Raw genomic sequence first — 16,441 nt, forward strand, 5'->3', positions numbered from 1 at the left:
AATAAGCGGCACAGTTTAACATAAGCTAAAGCTGCAGCCAGCCCTTGTAAAAAGCGTGATGAATCAGCATTATCTGCCAATACTTTCGGGAGTTATCTATGGGTCCAGTATTACTACTGTTGATAATCAGCAGTATTTGTTATGCCTTCTGGCTGCAACGTAAACAAGATGAACGCGCCGTAGTAGTGGCGCGTCAGCTTTGTCAGCAACAGCAACTGCAAATGCTTGACTGTGGCCGCAGTGGCCATAGTTTTCGTAAGATAAATGGCCGTTTACGCTTTATTACTTCTTATCAGGTAGATTTCAGCGGTGACGGCGAAAGCCGTTATCAGGCAGAATTGTTACTTAGCGGTATGCGGCTGGCAGAATTTAACCTGCCGGCCTACCGTATCAACTAACCAGATTTAACCGGTAGCTTGTGTTTTAGCTGGCCGGTTAAAAAATCTTTAAACATTACCCAGTCAGCCGCCAGGCTGTAAAACGGGTATTGGAAGGTGGCAGGCTTATTGTGCTCGAACAAAAAATGCCCCAACCAGGCAAAGCCGTAACCAATCACCGGTAACAGCCATAGCCAGACCCACTGCTGCGTAAACAGCACATACAACAGCACTGCAATGACTAAAGTGCTGCCTATATAATGCAGCACACGGCACACCGGGTTTTGGTGTTCGCTTAAATAATACGGGTAAAACTCTGCGAAACTGCTGAATTTATTCATCGGCGTTCTCCCCTGCTAAACTACCCGGCCAGCTGTTGCCGTGGTCTAAACATCAGGGTACCACTTACGGTATTAAACGCCAGCTCGGTCACTGGCTGATATTTATCATCGGCAAAAAATGCCTGATATTTTTCCAGCGTAACAAAGACACCAATGCCAGCAGATTGTTGATCTTTATCCACTATCGAATCCACCGCATGAATAAGGTAATGTCCCAACCCGAGGTGTTGCTGCCTGGGGGCAACGGCAATAAACGCCAGCATATGGTACCGCTCTGCCGGCATGGCGGCATGAATTTTTTGCTCTTTCTCCAGCAACTGTTTAGTAGAAACATAGCCAGCAGTCAGCAACATTTTAAGCCGCCAGTGCCACAACCGGCTGGCACCAATACCTGAATCCGGCGTGATAACACAGGCTACCCCCAGCAACTGCTCAGCAGAAAACAAACCAATTATTGGCTGCTTTGCCTGCCAGAAGGTATTTAACTCTTCACGGATAGCAGCGCGCAGGCGTTGCTCGTAATCCGCCTTGTCGGCACGGAAGATTTCCATAAACAACGGATCATCATGATAAGACTGATACAGCAAGGATGCCGCCAGTTTTAATTCATCAGCACTGAGCAAAATTGCTTTTAGCCGGTCCAGCTCTACCGTATTCAATTCAGCCAACATACATACCCCGTCTGTTATTGTTGATTTTTTATCCATTTTTTATCCACAATAGCAGCAAGGCTTTGCATTGCCAAGCAGCGGTTTTACAGCACAACCCGCTGTACCGCAAAACTACTTTCTAACGAAATATTGTGCAAAGGGCTATGCTGTATAAATTACTATATCGACGAGGCTAAGTTATGGACACATCACAACATGATCTGCACACTTTGTTTGCGCAGCTGGGGTTAGATAATGATGAACAAGCTATCCGCCGGTTTGTCAGCCAACATAAACTGCCTGCCAATACAACTATACAGGATGCACCATACTGGAATCAGGCCCAGGCCAGCTTTTTACGTGAGTCACTTAAACAAGATGCTGAATGGTGTGAAGTTATTGATGAGCTAAACACCTTGCTACATTAACGCCGCATGATAACTGCAGCTTGGCTGTGTAACAGATAAAACAAAGCCACCTAGCGGTGGCTTTGATTCTTTACCTGATAACAAGGTAACAGTCAGTCATTACTGGCCTTTAATTTCGCTGCGGCCTTTGTACGGCGCTTTGCTGCCCAGCTCCTGCTCAATACGCAGTAACTGGTTGTATTTAGATACGCGGTCAGAGCGGCAAAGTGAGCCGGTTTTGATTTGACCTGCAGCAGTGCCTACCGCTAAGTCGGCAATAAAGGCATCTTCGGTTTCGCCACTGCGGTGCGAAATAACAGCAGTAAAGCCAGCATCTTTGGCCATTTTAATCGCGGCCAGAGTTTCGGTTAACGAACCAATCTGGTTAAACTTGATCAGGATAGAATTACCAATGCCCTGTTCGATGCCGCGGGTTAAGATTTTGGTGTTAGTAACAAATAAATCATCACCTACCAGCTGTACTTTGTTGCCGATTTTGTTGGTTAAATCTTTCCAGCCATCCCAGTCGCTCTCATCCAGACCATCTTCGATCGACACTATAGGATAACGCTGGCTTAAGCCGGCCAGGTAGTCGTTAAAGCCGTAAGAATCAAAGCTCTTGTTCTCGCCGCTTAGTACATACTTACCGTCTTTATAGAATTCAGACGCCGCACAGTCCAGCGCCAGGGTAACGTCTTTGTCCATCTGATAGCCAGCGGCTTTTACTGCTTCAACGATCACAGATAAGGCTTCTTCATTTGATTTTAAATCCGGCGCAAAGCCGCCTTCATCGCCCACGGCGGTATTTAAGCCACGCTTTTGCAGCTCTTTTTTCAGGCTGTGGAAAATCTCGGCGCCCATACGCAGTGCTTCGGCAAAGGTTTTGGCGCCGACCGGCTGTACCATAAACTCCTGAATATCAACGTTATTATCAGCGTGCTCGCCACCGTTGATAATATTCATCATCGGCACAGGCATGCTGTACACGCCAGAGGTACCGTTTAAATCAGCAATATGCTGGTATAAAGGGATTTTTTTATCGGCAGCGGCTGCACGGGCTACCGCTAATGACACAGCCAGAATAGCATTTGCACCCAGCTTGCTCTTGGTTTCAGTGCCGTCTAAATCGATCATGATCTGGTCGACTTGTGCCTGGTTATACGCGTTTTTACCTTTTAACGCCGCCTGAATTGCGCCGTCGATATTCGCTACTGCTTTAGTTACACCCTTACCTAAATAACGGCTTTTATCACCGTCTCGCAGTTCTAACGCTTCGCGCGAACCGGTAGAGGCTCCGGACGGGGCGCAACCGCGGCCCATGGCGCCGCTGGCTAAGTACACATCAGCTTCTACTGTTGGGTTACCGCGTGAATCCATAATTTCGCGGGCGATAATTTTTACAATCTCAGACATGCTTTGAATCCCCTGTTCTAAAACGAAAAAGCCGTGTTAACTGACACGGCTTAGCACAAGTTATACGCGTTGCTGTTTCTGCGCTTTGTACGCGGCTGCGACAAAGGCCTGAAACAACGGGTGACCATCCCGTGGTGTCGAGTTAAATTCCGGGTGGAATTGCCCGGCAACAAAAAACGGGTGTGATGGTATTTCTATCATCTCTACCAGTTGGTTGTCGGCAGACAAACCTGATACCACTAATCCTGCCTCTTCTAATTGCGGCCGTAAGTTGTTATTCACTTCATAGCGGTGACGATGCCGCTCCTGAATAACCGCTTTGCCGTAAATTTCGCGGGCTTTAGTATTGTCTATAAGGTTACAGTTCTGGCTGCCAAGACGCATGGTGCCACCCAAATCAGACTTGTCTGAGCGGGTTTCCACTGAGCCGTCAGCATCGCGCCATTCGGTAATTAAACCCACTACCGGGTAAGGTGTGTCTTTGTTAAATTCAGTAGAGTGCGCATGGCTCATACCCACTACGTTACGGGCAAACTCAATCAGTGCTACCTGCATACCTAAACAGATACCCAGATACGGAACTTTGTGCTCGCGGGCATATTGCGCAGCCAAAATCTTACCTTCGACACCGCGCTCGCCAAAGCCACCCGGCACTAAAATACCATCCAAGCCAGCTAAAATGCCAACGCCTTTACTTTCAACATCTTGCGAGTCGATATATTTAATATGCACGCTAACACGGTTTTTCAGCCCGGCATGGCCCAGCGCTTCGTTAACCGATTTATACGCATCCGGCAGTTCAACGTACTTACCTACCATACCAATGGTAATTTCGCCGGTTGGGTTTGACTCCTGGTACAGCACCTGTTCCCACTCAACTAAATCAGCCTCTGGCGCTTCAATATAAAAACGGCGGCAAACTAAATCGTCCAGGCCCTGTGATTTTAACAGCGCCGGAATTTGATAAATACTGGACACGTCTTTTAACGAAATAACGGCTTTTTCTTCAACATTAGTAAACAGGGCAATTTTGGCGCGCTCGTTCGATGGAATAGCACGATCTGAACGGCACACCAGTATATCCGGCTGAATACCGATAGAGCGCAGCTCTTTTACCGAGTGCTGGGTAGGTTTGGTTTTAATCTCGCCGGCGGTGCCTAAATACGGCACCAGCGTCAGGTGCATATACAAAGTACGCTCGCGGCCTACTTCGGTGCCTAACTGGCGGATGGCCTCTAAAAACGGCAGCGACTCAATATCACCGACAGTACCGCCAATTTCAACGATGGCAATATCGTAGCCTTCGGCACCGGCGACTACACGGCTTTTAATTTCGTTGGTAATGTGCGGAATAACCTGAATAGTGGCGCCCAGGTAATCACCACGGCGCTCACGGCGCAGCACATCGGCGTAAATACGTCCCTGAGTAAAGTTATTGCGCTTGGTCATTTTGGTGCGGATAAAGCGCTCGTAGTGGCCAAGGTCAAGATCAGTTTCTGCACCGTCTTCGGTAACAAATACTTCGCCGTGCTGAATAGGGCTCATGGTACCCGGGTCAACGTTAATGTAGGGGTCAAGTTTGAGGATGGTGACCTTAAGGCCACGCGCTTCCAGAATAGCTGCCAGTGATGCTGCAGCAATGCCTTTACCTAAGGAGGAAACCACGCCACCCGTCACAAAGATATATCTTGTAGTCATGAGACCCCTGAGACAATGTTAATCAATAGATGAATACCAAAACAGAAAAACACCAAGCGCCCGGTGCGTAAACACTGGGGTACAACGGTTGTTCAAGAATTGGTATCAGGACGGGAGGAAAGTATAGCAAAGCGCGCAACGGCACTCAACGTAAAGCTGCTGGCTAATGTGATTTAGTTAGTTAATCAGTCTCTTCGATACGAACCGGTTTGCTCACACCAACACGCCGTAAACCCGTCCCTGGGGGCTCGATTATAAACTTCATCCATGAAGTTTATCCTGCGGACCAGCTTTGCTGTTCAAATTCGTTCCGGACGAATTTGTCAGCACATCCTGGCCTGCAACGGTTGGCTTAGAGCAAACCGGTTCTCACTCTATTTGCACTCAACAAACACCTGCCTTACAGCAAAAGTTTTTAATTCATTCCCCCTTGTGTGTAGCGCTCAGAGTCTCCAGATAAGTAATAGCAATGGAAACCATCCGACAGCGGCGGGGTCTGTAAATTGTGTACCCCGCTAAAGAGTCAACAACAGGAGTAGCCTATGCAAATTCAAATTAATACAGACCGTAATATCCAGGCCGACGAGCGGCTGGCTGAGTTTGTTCGTGATGCATTGTACAGCAAGCTCAATCGCTTTACTGATCACGTAACCCGGATTGAAGTGCATTTAAGTGACGAAAACGGCAGCACAAAACATGAAGGCCATGATAAGCGGTGCTTACTTGAAGCGCGCCTGGAAGGGCTGGATCCTGTAGCAATTACAGAGCATGCTGCTACTGTTGGCCAGGCCATTACCGGCGCTGCAGATAAACTGCAGCGTAAACTCAGCTCATTAGTGGGAAAATTACGCGATAAACACATCCGCTCCGGTAGCCCGGACTTTGCTGAACCGGACGAAGCTATTCAATAGCAGCTGTTTAATATAAGTTGTTTAATATCTGAAAAAACCGGGGCGTAAATTTCGCCCCTTACTTCCCTTGAGTTTTAACCTGTTGCCACAGCGCTTCCATTTCAGCCAGGTTAGATTGCTGTGCTGTTTTACCTTCTGCCGCTAATGCCTGTTCTACTTTGCGAAAACGCATTTCAAATTTACTATTGGCGGCACGCAGCACTGCTTCCGGGTCCAGTTTATGTTTACGCACTACATTAACCACAGCAAACATTAAATCACCCAGTTCTTCGGCCAGTTCTTCACTATCAGCCTGCGTTTGCTCTACTTCAAGAATTTCTTCTTTTACTTTATCCCAACAGCCGTCAACATCGGGCCAGTCAAAACCGACATTAGCGCAGCGTTTTTGTAGCTTGTAAGCCCGGCTTAACGCCGGCATTGCCTGAGGAATATTATCCAACACACTGTGCTGGCCGTTATCTTTACGCTCGTTACTTTTCAGCGCTTCCCAGTTTTGCAGCACTTTTTCTGCATTGAGGGTATCAGTAGCATCAGCACTTAGGTTGCCAAACACATGCGGATGGCGCCGCTCCAGTTTGTCGCAAATCGCCGCTACGCAATCATCAAATTCAAAGCGGCCTTCTTCTTTGGCGATTTGGGCATAAAACACCACCTGAAACAGTAAATCGCCCAGTTCATCTTTTAACTCGTCAAAGCTCTCACGCGCTATGGCGTCGGCCACTTCGTAAGCTTCTTCCAGCGTGTACGGCACTATAGTGGCGTAGCTTTGTTTTAAATCCCACGGGCAGCCGCGTTGCGGGTCGCGCAAGCGGCTCATAATGTTTAACAGCCGGGTAATATTATCTGACACGCTAATCTCTTTATATTTTTTACCGCTACGGATTAATGATGGAAGCGCTTGGCTTCTACCACATCATCTATCTGACTGATTTTACTTAATAACTTATTAAGTGAATCAAGATTATACAGCTCCATTGTCATATTAATTACCGCGGTTTGCGCTTTAATATCCGAGCTGCTGCTCATCTTGGTAACGTTGGCTTTTTCATTGGCTAAAATGCTGGTGATGTCCCGCAGCAAACCATTGCGATCGTGCGCTACGATACGGATATCCACCTCATAGCCGGAGGCGTATTTATCGCCCCAGGTGGCATCTACCACCCGCTCGGGGTGGCTGTCTTGCAGGGTTTTAAACTGGTCGCAATCATCACGGTGAATAGCAATACCGCGGCCCTGGGTAATGTAGCCGATAATGGCATCGCCCGGCAGCGGATGGCAACAACCGGCCATATGCGTCAGCAGGTTACCCACGCCCTGCACTACCACATCGCTTTTCGCTTTAGTTGCAGGCAGTGGCCTGGTAATTAAACGCGGATCAATTTCCGGCTCTTCCGGCTTGGCATATTGGCTTTGAATAAAATGCACCACCTGGGTCACTTTAATTTCGCCGCCGCCAATGCCCACCAGCAGCTCATCCATACTGTTAACGTTAAACCGGGTCAGTACTTTAGCCGGGTACTCCATCACCAGGTTCAGCCGCGTCAGTTCAGTATCCAATAACTCTTTACCGGCAGCCAGGTTTTTGTCTCTGTCCTGCAGGCGAAACCAGTACTGCACTTTTGACCGGGCGCGGCTGGATTTTAAATAACCCAAATGCGGGTTTAACCAATCACGGCTGGGGTTAGGTTCGCGCCCGGTAAGTATTTCTACCTGATCGCCGGTTTTTAGCTGATAGGTAAAGGGCACAATACGGCCGGACACCTTGGCGCCGATACAGCGATGGCCCACGTTAGAATGCACATAATAGGCAAAATCCAGCGGTGTTGAACCCATCGGTAAATCGACGATATCACCTTTGGGGGTAAAGACATAAACGCGATCTTCAATCACCTGATTACGCAGCTCTTCAGCTAAATCGCTGCTATCGACCACATCTTCCTGCCATTGCAGTAATTTACGCAACCAGCCAATTTTCTCATCATTGGCACCGTCTTTACCGGCCACAGCGCCCTCTTTATAACGCCAGTGTGCCGCTACACCCAGTTCTGAGTCTTCATGCATCTGCCGGGTGCGGATCTGAATCTCTACCGCCCGGCCCTGCGGCCCCAGCACCACAGTATGAATAGACTGGTAGCCATTTTGCTTAGGTGTGGCGATATAATCATCAAACTCTTTTGGTAAATGCCGCCAGCTGGTATGCACTATGCCCAGCGCACCGTAGCAATCCTGTACTTTGTCAGTCACAATGCGCACTGCACGGATATCGTACAGCTGATCAAAAGCCAACTGCTTTTTCTGCATTTTTTTCCAGATACTGAAAATATGCTTCGGCCGGCCATACACTTCTACGGCCAGATTAGCATCGGCCATTTTTTGCCGCACGGCAGCGACGAAGTCTTGCATATACTGTTCGCGATCAAGGCGTTTTTCTTCCAGCAAACTGGCAATTTGTTTGTACAATTGCGGATGCAAATACCGAAACGCAAAGTCTTCCAGTTCCCACTTAATTTGGCCGATCCCTAAACGGTTGGCCAGCGGGGCAAAAATAGCGTTGGTTTCTTTGGCAGCCAGTACCCGGGTTTCTTCGTCGGCGTTTTTAACCTCACGCAGGTAGCAAATTTGTGCGGCCAGTTTAATCACCACAGCACGTACATCTTCTACCATAGCCAGCAGCATACGGCGCAGGTTATCGGCCTGCTGCGGGTTAACACTCTGATTAGGGCCGGTAGGAATACTACGGATAGCCTCCATCTGCTGTACTGCACGCAGCATGGTTAATACATGAGACGGAAAAGCTGATTCCAGTTGCTCCAGACTAACCAGTTCTGCTTCCAGTAGCGGAAACAGCAAAGCAGCCAGTAAAGAGTCGCTATCCATCCGCAGCTCTGCCAGAATTTCGACCATTTCCCAGCCGGTACGAACAGCCAGTATGGGTTCTACCAACTGATGCTGTTTCAACCACTCGGCCGCGGTCATTAAACTGCTGATTTTCTTTTCAGTCAGCCCCAGTGAGCATAACCATTCCAGCGTTTCACCACTGTTGTAATCAGTGCTGTGCGACTGGCGAACCCTAACCATGTGCTGTTCCCTCTTTTTTACTACCGGCTGAACAACGCCATTAATTCAAGATGGCTGGTATGCGCAAACATATCAACACCACCTATTTTATCCAGCTTGTAGCCGCTTTGCAGTAACACTCTGGCATCACGGGCGAAGGTGGCGGCATTGCACGACACGTACAATATCTGTGCCGGTTTTAGCTTTGCTATCTGCTCTGTGGCCCCCTGCGCGCCGGCACGGGCCGGATCTAGTAGTACTTTGGTATATACCGGCTTGTTCCATTGCGCTTTTGGCCAGGCCAGGTGCAAATCGGCCTGATACGCTTCTACGTTGCTAAGACCGTTTAACTTAGCATTGGTTGCCAGTTGTTGCACCATTTTGGCAACACCTTCTACTGCCCGCACTGTTTTGGCACGCTGTGCCAGTGCCAGAGTAAAATTACCAATGCCGGAATATAAATCCAGTACGGTGTCATTAGCCGAGATATTCAACCAGTTAACAGCTTGTGTCACCATCTGCTGGTTTAGTGCAGCATTAACCTGAATAAAATCATCTGGTGCAAACTGCAGGCTAAGCTGCTGCTCTGTCAACTGATATTGCGGTACCACAGGCTGCTGCCAATAGTTGAATATACCCGGCTCAGCTTCCCCCAACCAAACAGCCTCCGGCCAGGCATCAACAAACAATTGTTGTTCAGCATCAGTAAGTGCTTTGATATGCCGCAGTATTACAAAAGCCTTGCCGTCAGCTTCAAGCACTTCAGCATGGGTTACCGCGGTTGGATCTTTCAGCTGGCTTAACACTTTATTCAGCACTGTAAATACTGGTGCCAGCAGCGGTGACAACACCATACAGCTGTCTATCGCTACAATTTGCTTATCAGCACTCTGGCGAAAACCTACGTTAAAACGGCGCAGCTTTTTGTCATACCAAATGCCAATGCGGGCACGGCGGCGATAACCGCTATCAGAGGCCGTTAACATAGGCTGCCACGGCAAAGATTTTAAACCGGTTTGATGGCAGATCAGCTTATCAATGCCCTGCTGCTTTAACTCACGCTGGCTGGCAATACTGATATGCTGCAACTGGCAACCGCCACATTGCGCCGCAAACTGGCAAGGCGGTGTAATACGAAGCGTCGAAGCCTGCAACACTTTCACCGTACTGGCTTTAAGAAAACCGGCTTTATCTTCCAATACCTTAGCCTGTACTTTTTCACCCGGTAGCGCAGCACTGACAAAAGCAATTTTTTGCTCATGCTTGCTGATGCCATGCACCTCATAATCACTGTCATCTATGTGAAAGGTAAAGGTTTTGCCCAGTAAACTGGCTTTAGGTCTGGCTTTATATACGTTAAGCATGGGTTCTCTATCGGGTTATAGGCAAGCGCGACGTCTTATGTCATTATCGCAGCAAGAGTCTTTACTAAACAGCCTGCATAGATGACGAAAATGGGTTTGCGTTCCTGGTTACTGCTCTGCAGTTTGCTGCCAGCTGTACTGGTAAGTGTATTCTGCGTCGGCTATTTTAGCTATGTTCGCTATCATGAGTTAGCACTTTCTTTAGCTGACCGCGCCAGACATATCGCCCTGCCACTGGCTATCAGCAGTCAAGATTTACTCAGCCGTGACAACACTGCCGCATTGCAGCAATTACTGGACAGCAGCCATAGGCTAAACTCGCCGCTAATCAGCAACATCAGCCTGATTAACAGCGATAACCAATTGATATTCAGTACCAATCCGCAGCATTTTAATAAGAGCCAGCTTCTGGCAGCCCCAACATTACTCAACAACACGGATATGGTGATATCTGATGGCAACAGCTTACTGTTATACCAACCGTTAGCCACAGGTACCCTGCCGGGGCAACCGCGTGATACTGCCTATCTGCTGGTGCAGCTACAGCAATCTCAGTTGCAGTTGCAACAGCAGGCGGTGCGCTTTACTGCTTTACTGTTACTGCTGGCATGTCTGCTGGTGGCAGCTATACCAGTATGGTATTTACTGCGCTGTATTCACAGACCTGTTCGTCAGTTACAGGCACATTTGCAGCAACTGCTCAGTGGCAATACCGCGCCGCGTAGCATAGTTATGGTACAGGAGCTGGCCCAACTGCAACAGGGGTTAAACCAGTTAGGTCATTTTCTGGCCAGCCAGGAACAGGATATGCAGCAGCAAATTGAGCAGGTTACCAGCGATTTGCAGCAAAGTATGGAGCAACTGGAAGTACAGAATATTCAACTTGATTTTGCCAAACGCAAAGCACAGGAAGAAAACCGACAAAAATCTGAATTTTTAGCCAAAATGAGCCATGAACTGCGCACGCCGTTAAATGGTGTAATTGGTTTTACCCGTCAGTTACTAAAAACCCAATTATCCAGCAGCCAGCACGATTACCTCACCACTATTCAAAAATCAGCCAATAGTTTGCTGCATCTGGTAAATGATGTGCTGGACTTCTCCAAGCTGGAAGAAGGCCGCTTATCTGTTAACCCTGAGCCCTTCTCACTGCGTGATGTGCTGAACGATGCCACTGAATTGCTCGCTGCCAATGCCTTTGATAAGCATCTGGAGCTGGTGCTGATGATTGAACCAGACTGCCCGGACGATTTAATTGCGGATCCGGGGCGTTTCGTGCAGGTACTGATGAACATCGCCGGTAACGCCATTAAATTTACTGATCACGGCAGTATTGTTATTCGTGTATCGGGCACCTTACTTAACGAAGATCAGCTTATCCTGCACTGCTCTGTGCAGGATACCGGCCGCGGTATCAGTACCGAGCAACAGCAGCTATTATTTCAGGGTTTTACCAGCAAAGACCCACGCAGCCATCAAAGTGGCTCAGGCCTGGGTCTGATGATCTCACAGCGCTTAGTGCAGGCCATGGGCGGCAACCTTGGCTTTGAAAGCAAACAGGCCGAAGGCTCAACCTTCTGGTTTACCATTAAATGCCAGCGCCATCATTTGTCGGTTGCAGACAGCCTGCCGCTTGATGTCCTGGACAACAAACAGCTGCTGTATTTTGAACCCCAGCAACACTCCCGTGAAGCTACATTAAGTTTGCTGCATCACTGGGGGCTGCAGGTTACTGCCTGCGCTACCAAAGGCCAGTTGCAGCAAGCTCTTGCGCATCAACAACATTATGATATAGGCCTGATTGGCCGTACTATTGCTATTAATCAGGTAAATCAGGTGCTGGATCTGATCCACCAGGTAAAACTGCAGTGCGATAATACCTATTTGCTGGTTAACACTCTGTCACCACACCTGCGCGAAACGCTGCTTAGCTCAGGTGCCAATGCCTGTTTGTCTAAACCACCACATATCCGCAAACTGGCGCTGACACTGGCACAGCCTTATTTGCAGCAGTACAGTACGATATTGCCGCAAGCAAAACAGAAAAAAGTGAGCCTTAAAGTACTAACCGTTGACGATAACGACGCCAACCTGAAGTTAATTAATACCCTGCTGGCTGAGCATGTTGATCATATTGATTCTGCCCGCGACGGTGCCGAAGCATGGCACAAAGCCACCCAGCATGCTTACGACATTATTTTTATGGATATTAATATGCCGGTAATGGACGGTGTAACCGCCTGCCAGCGTATCAGGCAAAGCTCACTGAATGAACATACTCCGGTGATTGCCGTAACGGCACAGGCAGTTGAAGGTGAACGGGATCGTTTGTTAACGCTGGGTTTTGACGATTTTTTAAGTAAACCGCTGGACGAAACCATGCTGCATTGCAGCTTGCAGGAGTTTTGCCCCGCCAGTCGTTTACAACAAAGCCACCCGGCATGGCCCAGCAGCAAACTGATACACTGGCCCACTGCCATAGAGCGGGCCGCAGGCAAGCACGATTTAATGAAAGAGATGCTGCAAATGCTGATTGCCAGCATTACACCTACCCGCAATGCGCTGCAGCAGGCACTGGCACTACATGATGAAAACCAGGTATTGCAGCAGGTGCATAAATTACATGGTGCCTGCTGTTATACCGGTGTACCGCGGCTAAAAAATCTGGCAGAGCTGTTGGAAACCCAGCTAAAGCAAGGAAAAAGCCTGGCTGAACTGGAACCCGAATTGCTTGAACTGGATGACGTATTGCAGGCGCTGTGGCAGGAAAGCCAGCAATGGCCTGACTGGTAAAACCGTTATTGCCGCTCCAGAATAACTGTTGCGGCAGCATAAGCCTGTTCATCAGTAATCGACAACCAGATATGACTGACGCCCATAGCCGCTGCCAGTTCGCTGGCATAATCCGTTAAGGCCAGCCTGGGTGCCCCATCGGCATTGTTGCTGATGCTGATATGCTGAAACGACACCCCGCGGCCAATCCCGGTGCCCAGCGCTTTAGCTGCAGCTTCTTTAGCAGCAAAGCGTTTGGCAAAATAGCGGGCAGCATTAGCCGGGTGGTTTTCTGCCAAACCAGCATAAATAGCCTGCTCTTCTGATGTCAGCACCCGCTTTACCAGTGCCGGGCTGCGGGCCAGGCTCTGCTCAATGCGGGCAATTTCAACAATATCAGTGCCAAGGCCAACAATTGCCATTTAGCTGCGCGCCTCAATCATTAAACGTTTCATTTCGCGTACCGCAGCATCCAGGCCACTGAAAACCGCACGGGCCACAATGGCATGGCCAATGTTCAGCTCATGCATTTGCGGTATAGCGGCAACAGGTTGCACATTATGGTAGTGCAAACCATGGCCGGCATTGACAATTAAACCTAAAGACGAGGCAAACTCAGCCGCCTCGCGAATGCGCGCAAGCTCTGCAGCCTGCACTGCAGCATCTTTAGTCTCGGCATATTTGCCGGTATGTATTTCAATATAAGGTGCACCGGCTTTGGCGGCTGCTTCAATCTGGCGGTGATCCGCATCAATAAACAATGACACCAGAATGTCCTGCTCATGCATCCGGCTTACCGCCTCGGTAATACGGCTTAACTGGCCCGCTACTTCAAGCCCGCCTTCAGTCGTAAGCTCCTGGCGTTTTTCCGGTACAAAACAGGCAAAGTGTGGTTTAAGTTCGGTGGCAATAGCTAACATTTCGTCGGTCACTGCCATTTCAAAATTCAGCCGGGTAGCAATAGTCTGGCGCAATATAAATACATCGCGGTCAACAATATGCCGGCGGTCTTCGCGCAAGTGCACGGTAATGCCGTCAGCACCGGCCTGCTCTGCCATTAAGGCCGCATGTACCGGCTCAGGGTAGTAGGTACCGCGGGCCTGACGCAACGTAGCTACGTGGTCAATATTGACACCAAGAAAAACAGGATTAAACATACCAGACTCCGGACGATAAAAAGAAAAATCAACCGCCTTCAAACAGCGCTCTGCTGGCCAGTGGTTTACTGCCAAGTAAAGGAGCCAGAATTTGCCGGCTTAACTGTTTGGCACAGCGGCGGGTGTCAGCACTTTGCCACTGGCCATTGCCAATATTTAACAAGTGCATGCCTGCAAAGCCATTAGCTGCAGCAACAAAACCCTGCTCATGTTGCCACTGATAACACCAGGCTGTATTCAATGGGTTACCGTCAGCATCCTGTTGCCAGTCAATCGGCTGACCAAGCTCCGTGAGCAGCGCAAACTCAAATTCACGCAAACAGGGTTCAAGCTCACCGCTACCCTGCTGTACCAGCATCAGTTGTTGCAGGCTGTGCTGATAAACATTAAACAGTTGTTCAGCCGCCAGGTTATCCGGCCATAAACGGCATATCAGTTCATTAAGATAAATGCCGCTATAGAGCACCTTGCCGCTAAATAAAAAAGCCGCTGCGGCTTCGTCAATGCTTTTTACCGTTTTTAGCTCAGTACGGCCGCTAAGCTGTAGCATAAACGGCTGAAACGGCTGTAACGCCAGGCGCTGCTTGCCCTGGCGTTTGCGTACCACAGCAGAAACACGGCCCTGCTCTGGCAGCAATAATTGTAAAATCAGCTTGTCTTCACCAAGCGGGCGGCTGTGTAAAATAAAAGCAGGCCAAAGTTCAGCGTGCATACCGCTTTAATCTTCGCCGTAACCCAGGCTACGCAAGGCCCGCTCATCGTCAGCCCAGCCAGATTTCACTTTAACCCATACCTGTAAAAATACCGGCTGCTCAAGCATCGCAGCCATATCAATACGGGCTTCGGTGGCAATGGTTTTTATCCGCTCGCCTTTATTACCGATAACCATGCGTTTTTGGCTTTCGCGCTCAACCAGTACCAGTGCTGCTATGTGGTAATGCTTTTCTTCCCACTTAAAGCGTTCAATTTCTACTGTAACCGAATACGGCAATTCGTCGCCTAAAAAGCGCATCAGTTTTTCCCGCACAATCTCTGCAGCCATAAAACGCATAGAGCGGTCAGTTACGTAATCATCTGGGAAAAAGAATTCACATGGCGGTAAATGCTGTTGCACCACGGCCCGCAGCGCCTCTACGTTGTCGCCGGTTTCTGCTGACAACGGCACCACATCAACAAAATTAAGCTGTGCACCCAACCATTGCAAATGCGGCAACAGGGTATCTTTATCACGAAACAAATCCACTTTATTGACAACCAGGATCACCGGCTTTTTCGCGGCAATCAGCCGGTTTAGTACCATCTGATCATCATCGGTCCAACGGGTGCCTTCAACAACAAACAGCACAAACTCCACATCTAAAATAGAACTGGCAGCGGCTTTGTTCATCAGCCGGTTAATAGCACGTTTCTCCTCGCTGTGCAGGCCAGGAGTGTCTACATACACCGTTTGATAATTGTCGCGGGTATCAATACCAACGATACGATGACGGGTAGTTTGTGGCTTTTTTGAGGTAATACTGACTTTCTGCCCTACCAGCTTGTTCAGTAATGTCGATTTACCCACATTAGGCCGCCCCACAATCGCCACCAAAGCAGCATAGGTTGGCGTTTGAGTGTTATCTGTCATGCTTGATTTTTTCCAGCGCCATATGAGCGGCGTCTTGCTCTGCCTTGCGGCGTGAACTGCCGGTAGCGGTAAAAGGTGCCATGCCAGCGATAGTACAGCGCACGGTAAAGGTTTGCTGATGTGCTTCGCCAGCGGTTGCTACCACATCGTATTGCGGTAATGCTAAGCGTAGCCCTTGCAGGTGTTCCTGCAACAGCGTTTTAGAGTCTTTCTGTTCACCAGGTGTAATAGTATTAAGGCGTGAGCCAAACCAAAACAGAATGCGCTCTTTACAGGCAGCCATACCACTGTCAAGGTAAATAGCCCCCAAAATGGCTTCAACAGCGTCAGCTAAAATAGATTCACGGCGAAAACCACCGCTTTTAAGCTCACCCGGCCCAAGCCGTAAATGGTCTGACAACCGCAGTTCCTGAGCAATTTCAGCCAACGTCACGCCCTTTACCAACGCTGCGCGCATACGGGTTAAATCGCCTTCGCGCGCTTTAGGGAAGTTATCGTATAAAGTTTCTGCAATCACCAGGCTTAGTATTGCGTCGCCAAGAAACTCCAGCCGTTCATTATGCTGACCTTTGCAACTGCGGTGGGTAAGCGCTTGCTCCAGCAGCGCCGGTTGGTGAAACTGATAGCCCAAACGGGCCATCAGTGGTGTTAACGATTTTTGCATGCT

General features: G+C 49.0%; 16 protein-coding genes. 4 read left to right on the forward strand and 12 right to left on the reverse strand.

Annotation, left to right across the window (positions count from 1 at the left end; genetic code table 11):
- Positions 1-98: 98 nt before the first annotated feature.
- Positions 99-398 (forward strand): DUF3301 domain-containing protein, encoded by a 300-nt coding sequence (locus J3B89_RS05220; protein WP_092793101.1) that lies wholly within the window; start codon positions 99-101, stop codon positions 396-398.
- Here J3B89_RS05220 and J3B89_RS05225 read toward each other — a convergent pair.
- Positions 395-718, reverse strand: coding sequence for an Mpo1-like protein (locus J3B89_RS05225; protein ID WP_215396462.1), 324 nt, complete (start codon positions 716-718; stop codon positions 395-397). The two genes, J3B89_RS05220 and J3B89_RS05225, sit on opposite strands and share 4 nt — an antisense overlap.
- A gap of 20 nt (positions 719-738) precedes the next feature.
- Positions 739-1,389: a GNAT family N-acetyltransferase gene (locus J3B89_RS05230; RefSeq protein WP_215396463.1), complete on the reverse strand. Its 651-nt coding sequence runs from the start codon at positions 1,387-1,389 to the stop codon at positions 739-741.
- 179 nt (positions 1,390-1,568) lie between these two features.
- Between J3B89_RS05230 and J3B89_RS05235 the strand changes: the two genes are divergently transcribed.
- Positions 1,569-1,796: a DUF2789 domain-containing protein gene (locus J3B89_RS05235; RefSeq protein WP_215396464.1), complete on the forward strand. Its 228-nt coding sequence runs from the start codon at positions 1,569-1,571 to the stop codon at positions 1,794-1,796.
- A gap of 99 nt (positions 1,797-1,895) precedes the next feature.
- On the opposite strand, the gene eno is transcribed toward J3B89_RS05235, so the two are convergent.
- Positions 1,896-3,188 (reverse strand): phosphopyruvate hydratase, encoded by a 1,293-nt coding sequence (gene eno / locus J3B89_RS05240; RefSeq protein ID WP_215396465.1) that lies wholly within the window; start codon positions 3,186-3,188, stop codon positions 1,896-1,898.
- Between the two features lie 60 nt (positions 3,189-3,248).
- Entirely contained in the window at positions 3,249-4,886 is a 1,638-nt protein-coding gene (gene pyrG / locus J3B89_RS05245; protein ID WP_215396466.1) for a CTP synthase, read from the reverse strand.
- 542 nt (positions 4,887-5,428) lie between these two features.
- Here pyrG and J3B89_RS05250 point away from each other — a divergent pair.
- Positions 5,429-5,797, forward strand: a complete 369-nt coding sequence (locus tag J3B89_RS05250) for an HPF/RaiA family ribosome-associated protein (protein ID WP_215396467.1) — start codon at positions 5,429-5,431, stop codon at positions 5,795-5,797.
- A 58-nt stretch (positions 5,798-5,855) separates the two neighbouring features.
- On the opposite strand, the gene mazG is transcribed toward J3B89_RS05250, so the two are convergent.
- From mazG to rlmD, 3 genes are read right to left on the reverse strand one after another with little or no spacing between them, the layout of a single operon-like run.
- Positions 5,856-6,647: a nucleoside triphosphate pyrophosphohydrolase gene (gene mazG / locus J3B89_RS05255; RefSeq protein WP_215396468.1), complete on the reverse strand. Its 792-nt coding sequence runs from the start codon at positions 6,645-6,647 to the stop codon at positions 5,856-5,858.
- 32 nt (positions 6,648-6,679) lie between these two features.
- Positions 6,680-8,875, reverse strand: a complete 2,196-nt coding sequence (gene relA / locus J3B89_RS05260; RefSeq protein ID WP_215396469.1) for a GTP diphosphokinase — start codon at positions 8,873-8,875, stop codon at positions 6,680-6,682.
- A 20-nt stretch (positions 8,876-8,895) separates the two neighbouring features.
- The gene (gene rlmD, locus J3B89_RS05265; protein WP_215396470.1) at positions 8,896-10,218 is read right to left on the reverse strand and encodes a 23S rRNA (uracil(1939)-C(5))-methyltransferase RlmD; all 1,323 of its coding nucleotides are present in this window, start codon (positions 10,216-10,218) and stop codon (positions 8,896-8,898) included.
- An 81-nt stretch (positions 10,219-10,299) separates the two neighbouring features.
- Here rlmD and barA point away from each other — a divergent pair, with 81 nt between their 5' ends.
- A complete protein-coding gene (barA, locus tag J3B89_RS05270) occupies positions 10,300-13,011 on the forward strand; it encodes a two-component sensor histidine kinase BarA (RefSeq protein ID WP_251372259.1) in 2,712 nt (903 codons plus the stop codon).
- Positions 13,012-13,016: 5 nt separating this feature from the next.
- Here the strand turns inward: barA and acpS are convergent, their stop codons facing one another.
- Genes acpS through rnc form a run of 5 tightly spaced genes read right to left on the reverse strand, consistent with a single transcriptional unit; the run spans position 13,017 to position 16,438 of the window.
- Positions 13,017-13,412, reverse strand: coding sequence for a holo-ACP synthase (gene acpS, locus J3B89_RS05275; protein ID WP_215396471.1), 396 nt, complete (start codon positions 13,410-13,412; stop codon positions 13,017-13,019).
- Positions 13,413-14,147 carry a pyridoxine 5'-phosphate synthase gene (gene pdxJ / locus J3B89_RS05280; protein ID WP_215396472.1) on the reverse strand — a complete coding sequence of 245 codons (735 nt, stop codon included), beginning with the start codon at positions 14,145-14,147 and terminating at the stop codon, positions 13,413-13,415.
- A gap of 28 nt (positions 14,148-14,175) precedes the next feature.
- On the reverse strand, positions 14,176-14,859 hold the full coding sequence (gene recO, locus J3B89_RS05285; protein ID WP_215396473.1) for a DNA repair protein RecO: 684 nt from the start codon (positions 14,857-14,859) through the stop codon (positions 14,176-14,178).
- A gap of 6 nt (positions 14,860-14,865) precedes the next feature.
- The gene (gene era, locus J3B89_RS05290) at positions 14,866-15,774 is read right to left on the reverse strand and encodes a GTPase Era (RefSeq protein ID WP_215396474.1); all 909 of its coding nucleotides are present in this window, start codon (positions 15,772-15,774) and stop codon (positions 14,866-14,868) included.
- On the reverse strand, positions 15,764-16,438 hold the full coding sequence (gene rnc, locus J3B89_RS05295; protein ID WP_215396475.1) for a ribonuclease III: 675 nt from the start codon (positions 16,436-16,438) through the stop codon (positions 15,764-15,766). The genes era and rnc overlap by 11 nt, the downstream gene beginning before the upstream one ends.
- Positions 16,439-16,441 lie beyond the last annotated feature (3 nt).

Source organism: Rheinheimera oceanensis, assembly GCF_018831085.1.
In the GTDB taxonomy this organism is placed as follows: domain Bacteria; phylum Pseudomonadota; class Gammaproteobacteria; order Enterobacterales; family Alteromonadaceae; genus Alishewanella; species Alishewanella oceanensis.

What these genes read in the sequence shown, in the direction of transcription:
- J3B89_RS05220 (WP_092793101.1), top strand. Translation starts at nt 99, where the DNA reads ATGGGTCCAGTATTACTACTGTTGATAATCAGCAGTATTTGTTATGCC.
- J3B89_RS05225 (WP_215396462.1), bottom strand. Translation starts at nt 718, where the DNA reads ATGAATAAATTCAGCAGTTTCGCAGAGTTTTACCCGTATTATTTAAGC.
- J3B89_RS05230 (WP_215396463.1), bottom strand. Translation starts at nt 1,389, where the DNA reads ATGTTGGCTGAATTGAATACGGTAGAGCTGGACCGGCTAAAAGCAATT.
- J3B89_RS05235 (WP_215396464.1), top strand. Translation starts at nt 1,569, where the DNA reads ATGGACACATCACAACATGATCTGCACACTTTGTTTGCGCAGCTGGGG.
- eno (WP_215396465.1), bottom strand. Translation starts at nt 3,188, where the DNA reads ATGTCTGAGATTGTAAAAATTATCGCCCGCGAAATTATGGATTCACGC.
- pyrG (WP_215396466.1), bottom strand. Translation starts at nt 4,886, where the DNA reads ATGACTACAAGATATATCTTTGTGACGGGTGGCGTGGTTTCCTCCTTA.
- J3B89_RS05250 (WP_215396467.1), top strand. Translation starts at nt 5,429, where the DNA reads ATGCAAATTCAAATTAATACAGACCGTAATATCCAGGCCGACGAGCGG.
- relA (WP_215396469.1), bottom strand. Translation starts at nt 8,875, where the DNA reads ATGGTTAGGGTTCGCCAGTCGCACAGCACTGATTACAACAGTGGTGAA.
- rlmD (WP_215396470.1), bottom strand. Translation starts at nt 10,218, where the DNA reads ATGCTTAACGTATATAAAGCCAGACCTAAAGCCAGTTTACTGGGCAAA.
- barA (WP_251372259.1), top strand. Translation starts at nt 10,300, where the DNA reads ATGACGAAAATGGGTTTGCGTTCCTGGTTACTGCTCTGCAGTTTGCTG.
- acpS (WP_215396471.1), bottom strand. Translation starts at nt 13,412, where the DNA reads ATGGCAATTGTTGGCCTTGGCACTGATATTGTTGAAATTGCCCGCATT.
- pdxJ (WP_215396472.1), bottom strand. Translation starts at nt 14,147, where the DNA reads ATGTTTAATCCTGTTTTTCTTGGTGTCAATATTGACCACGTAGCTACG.
- recO (WP_215396473.1), bottom strand. Translation starts at nt 14,859, where the DNA reads ATGCACGCTGAACTTTGGCCTGCTTTTATTTTACACAGCCGCCCGCTT.
- era (WP_215396474.1), bottom strand. Translation starts at nt 15,774, where the DNA reads ATGACAGATAACACTCAAACGCCAACCTATGCTGCTTTGGTGGCGATT.
- rnc (WP_215396475.1), bottom strand. Translation starts at nt 16,438, where the DNA reads ATGCAAAAATCGTTAACACCACTGATGGCCCGTTTGGGCTATCAGTTT.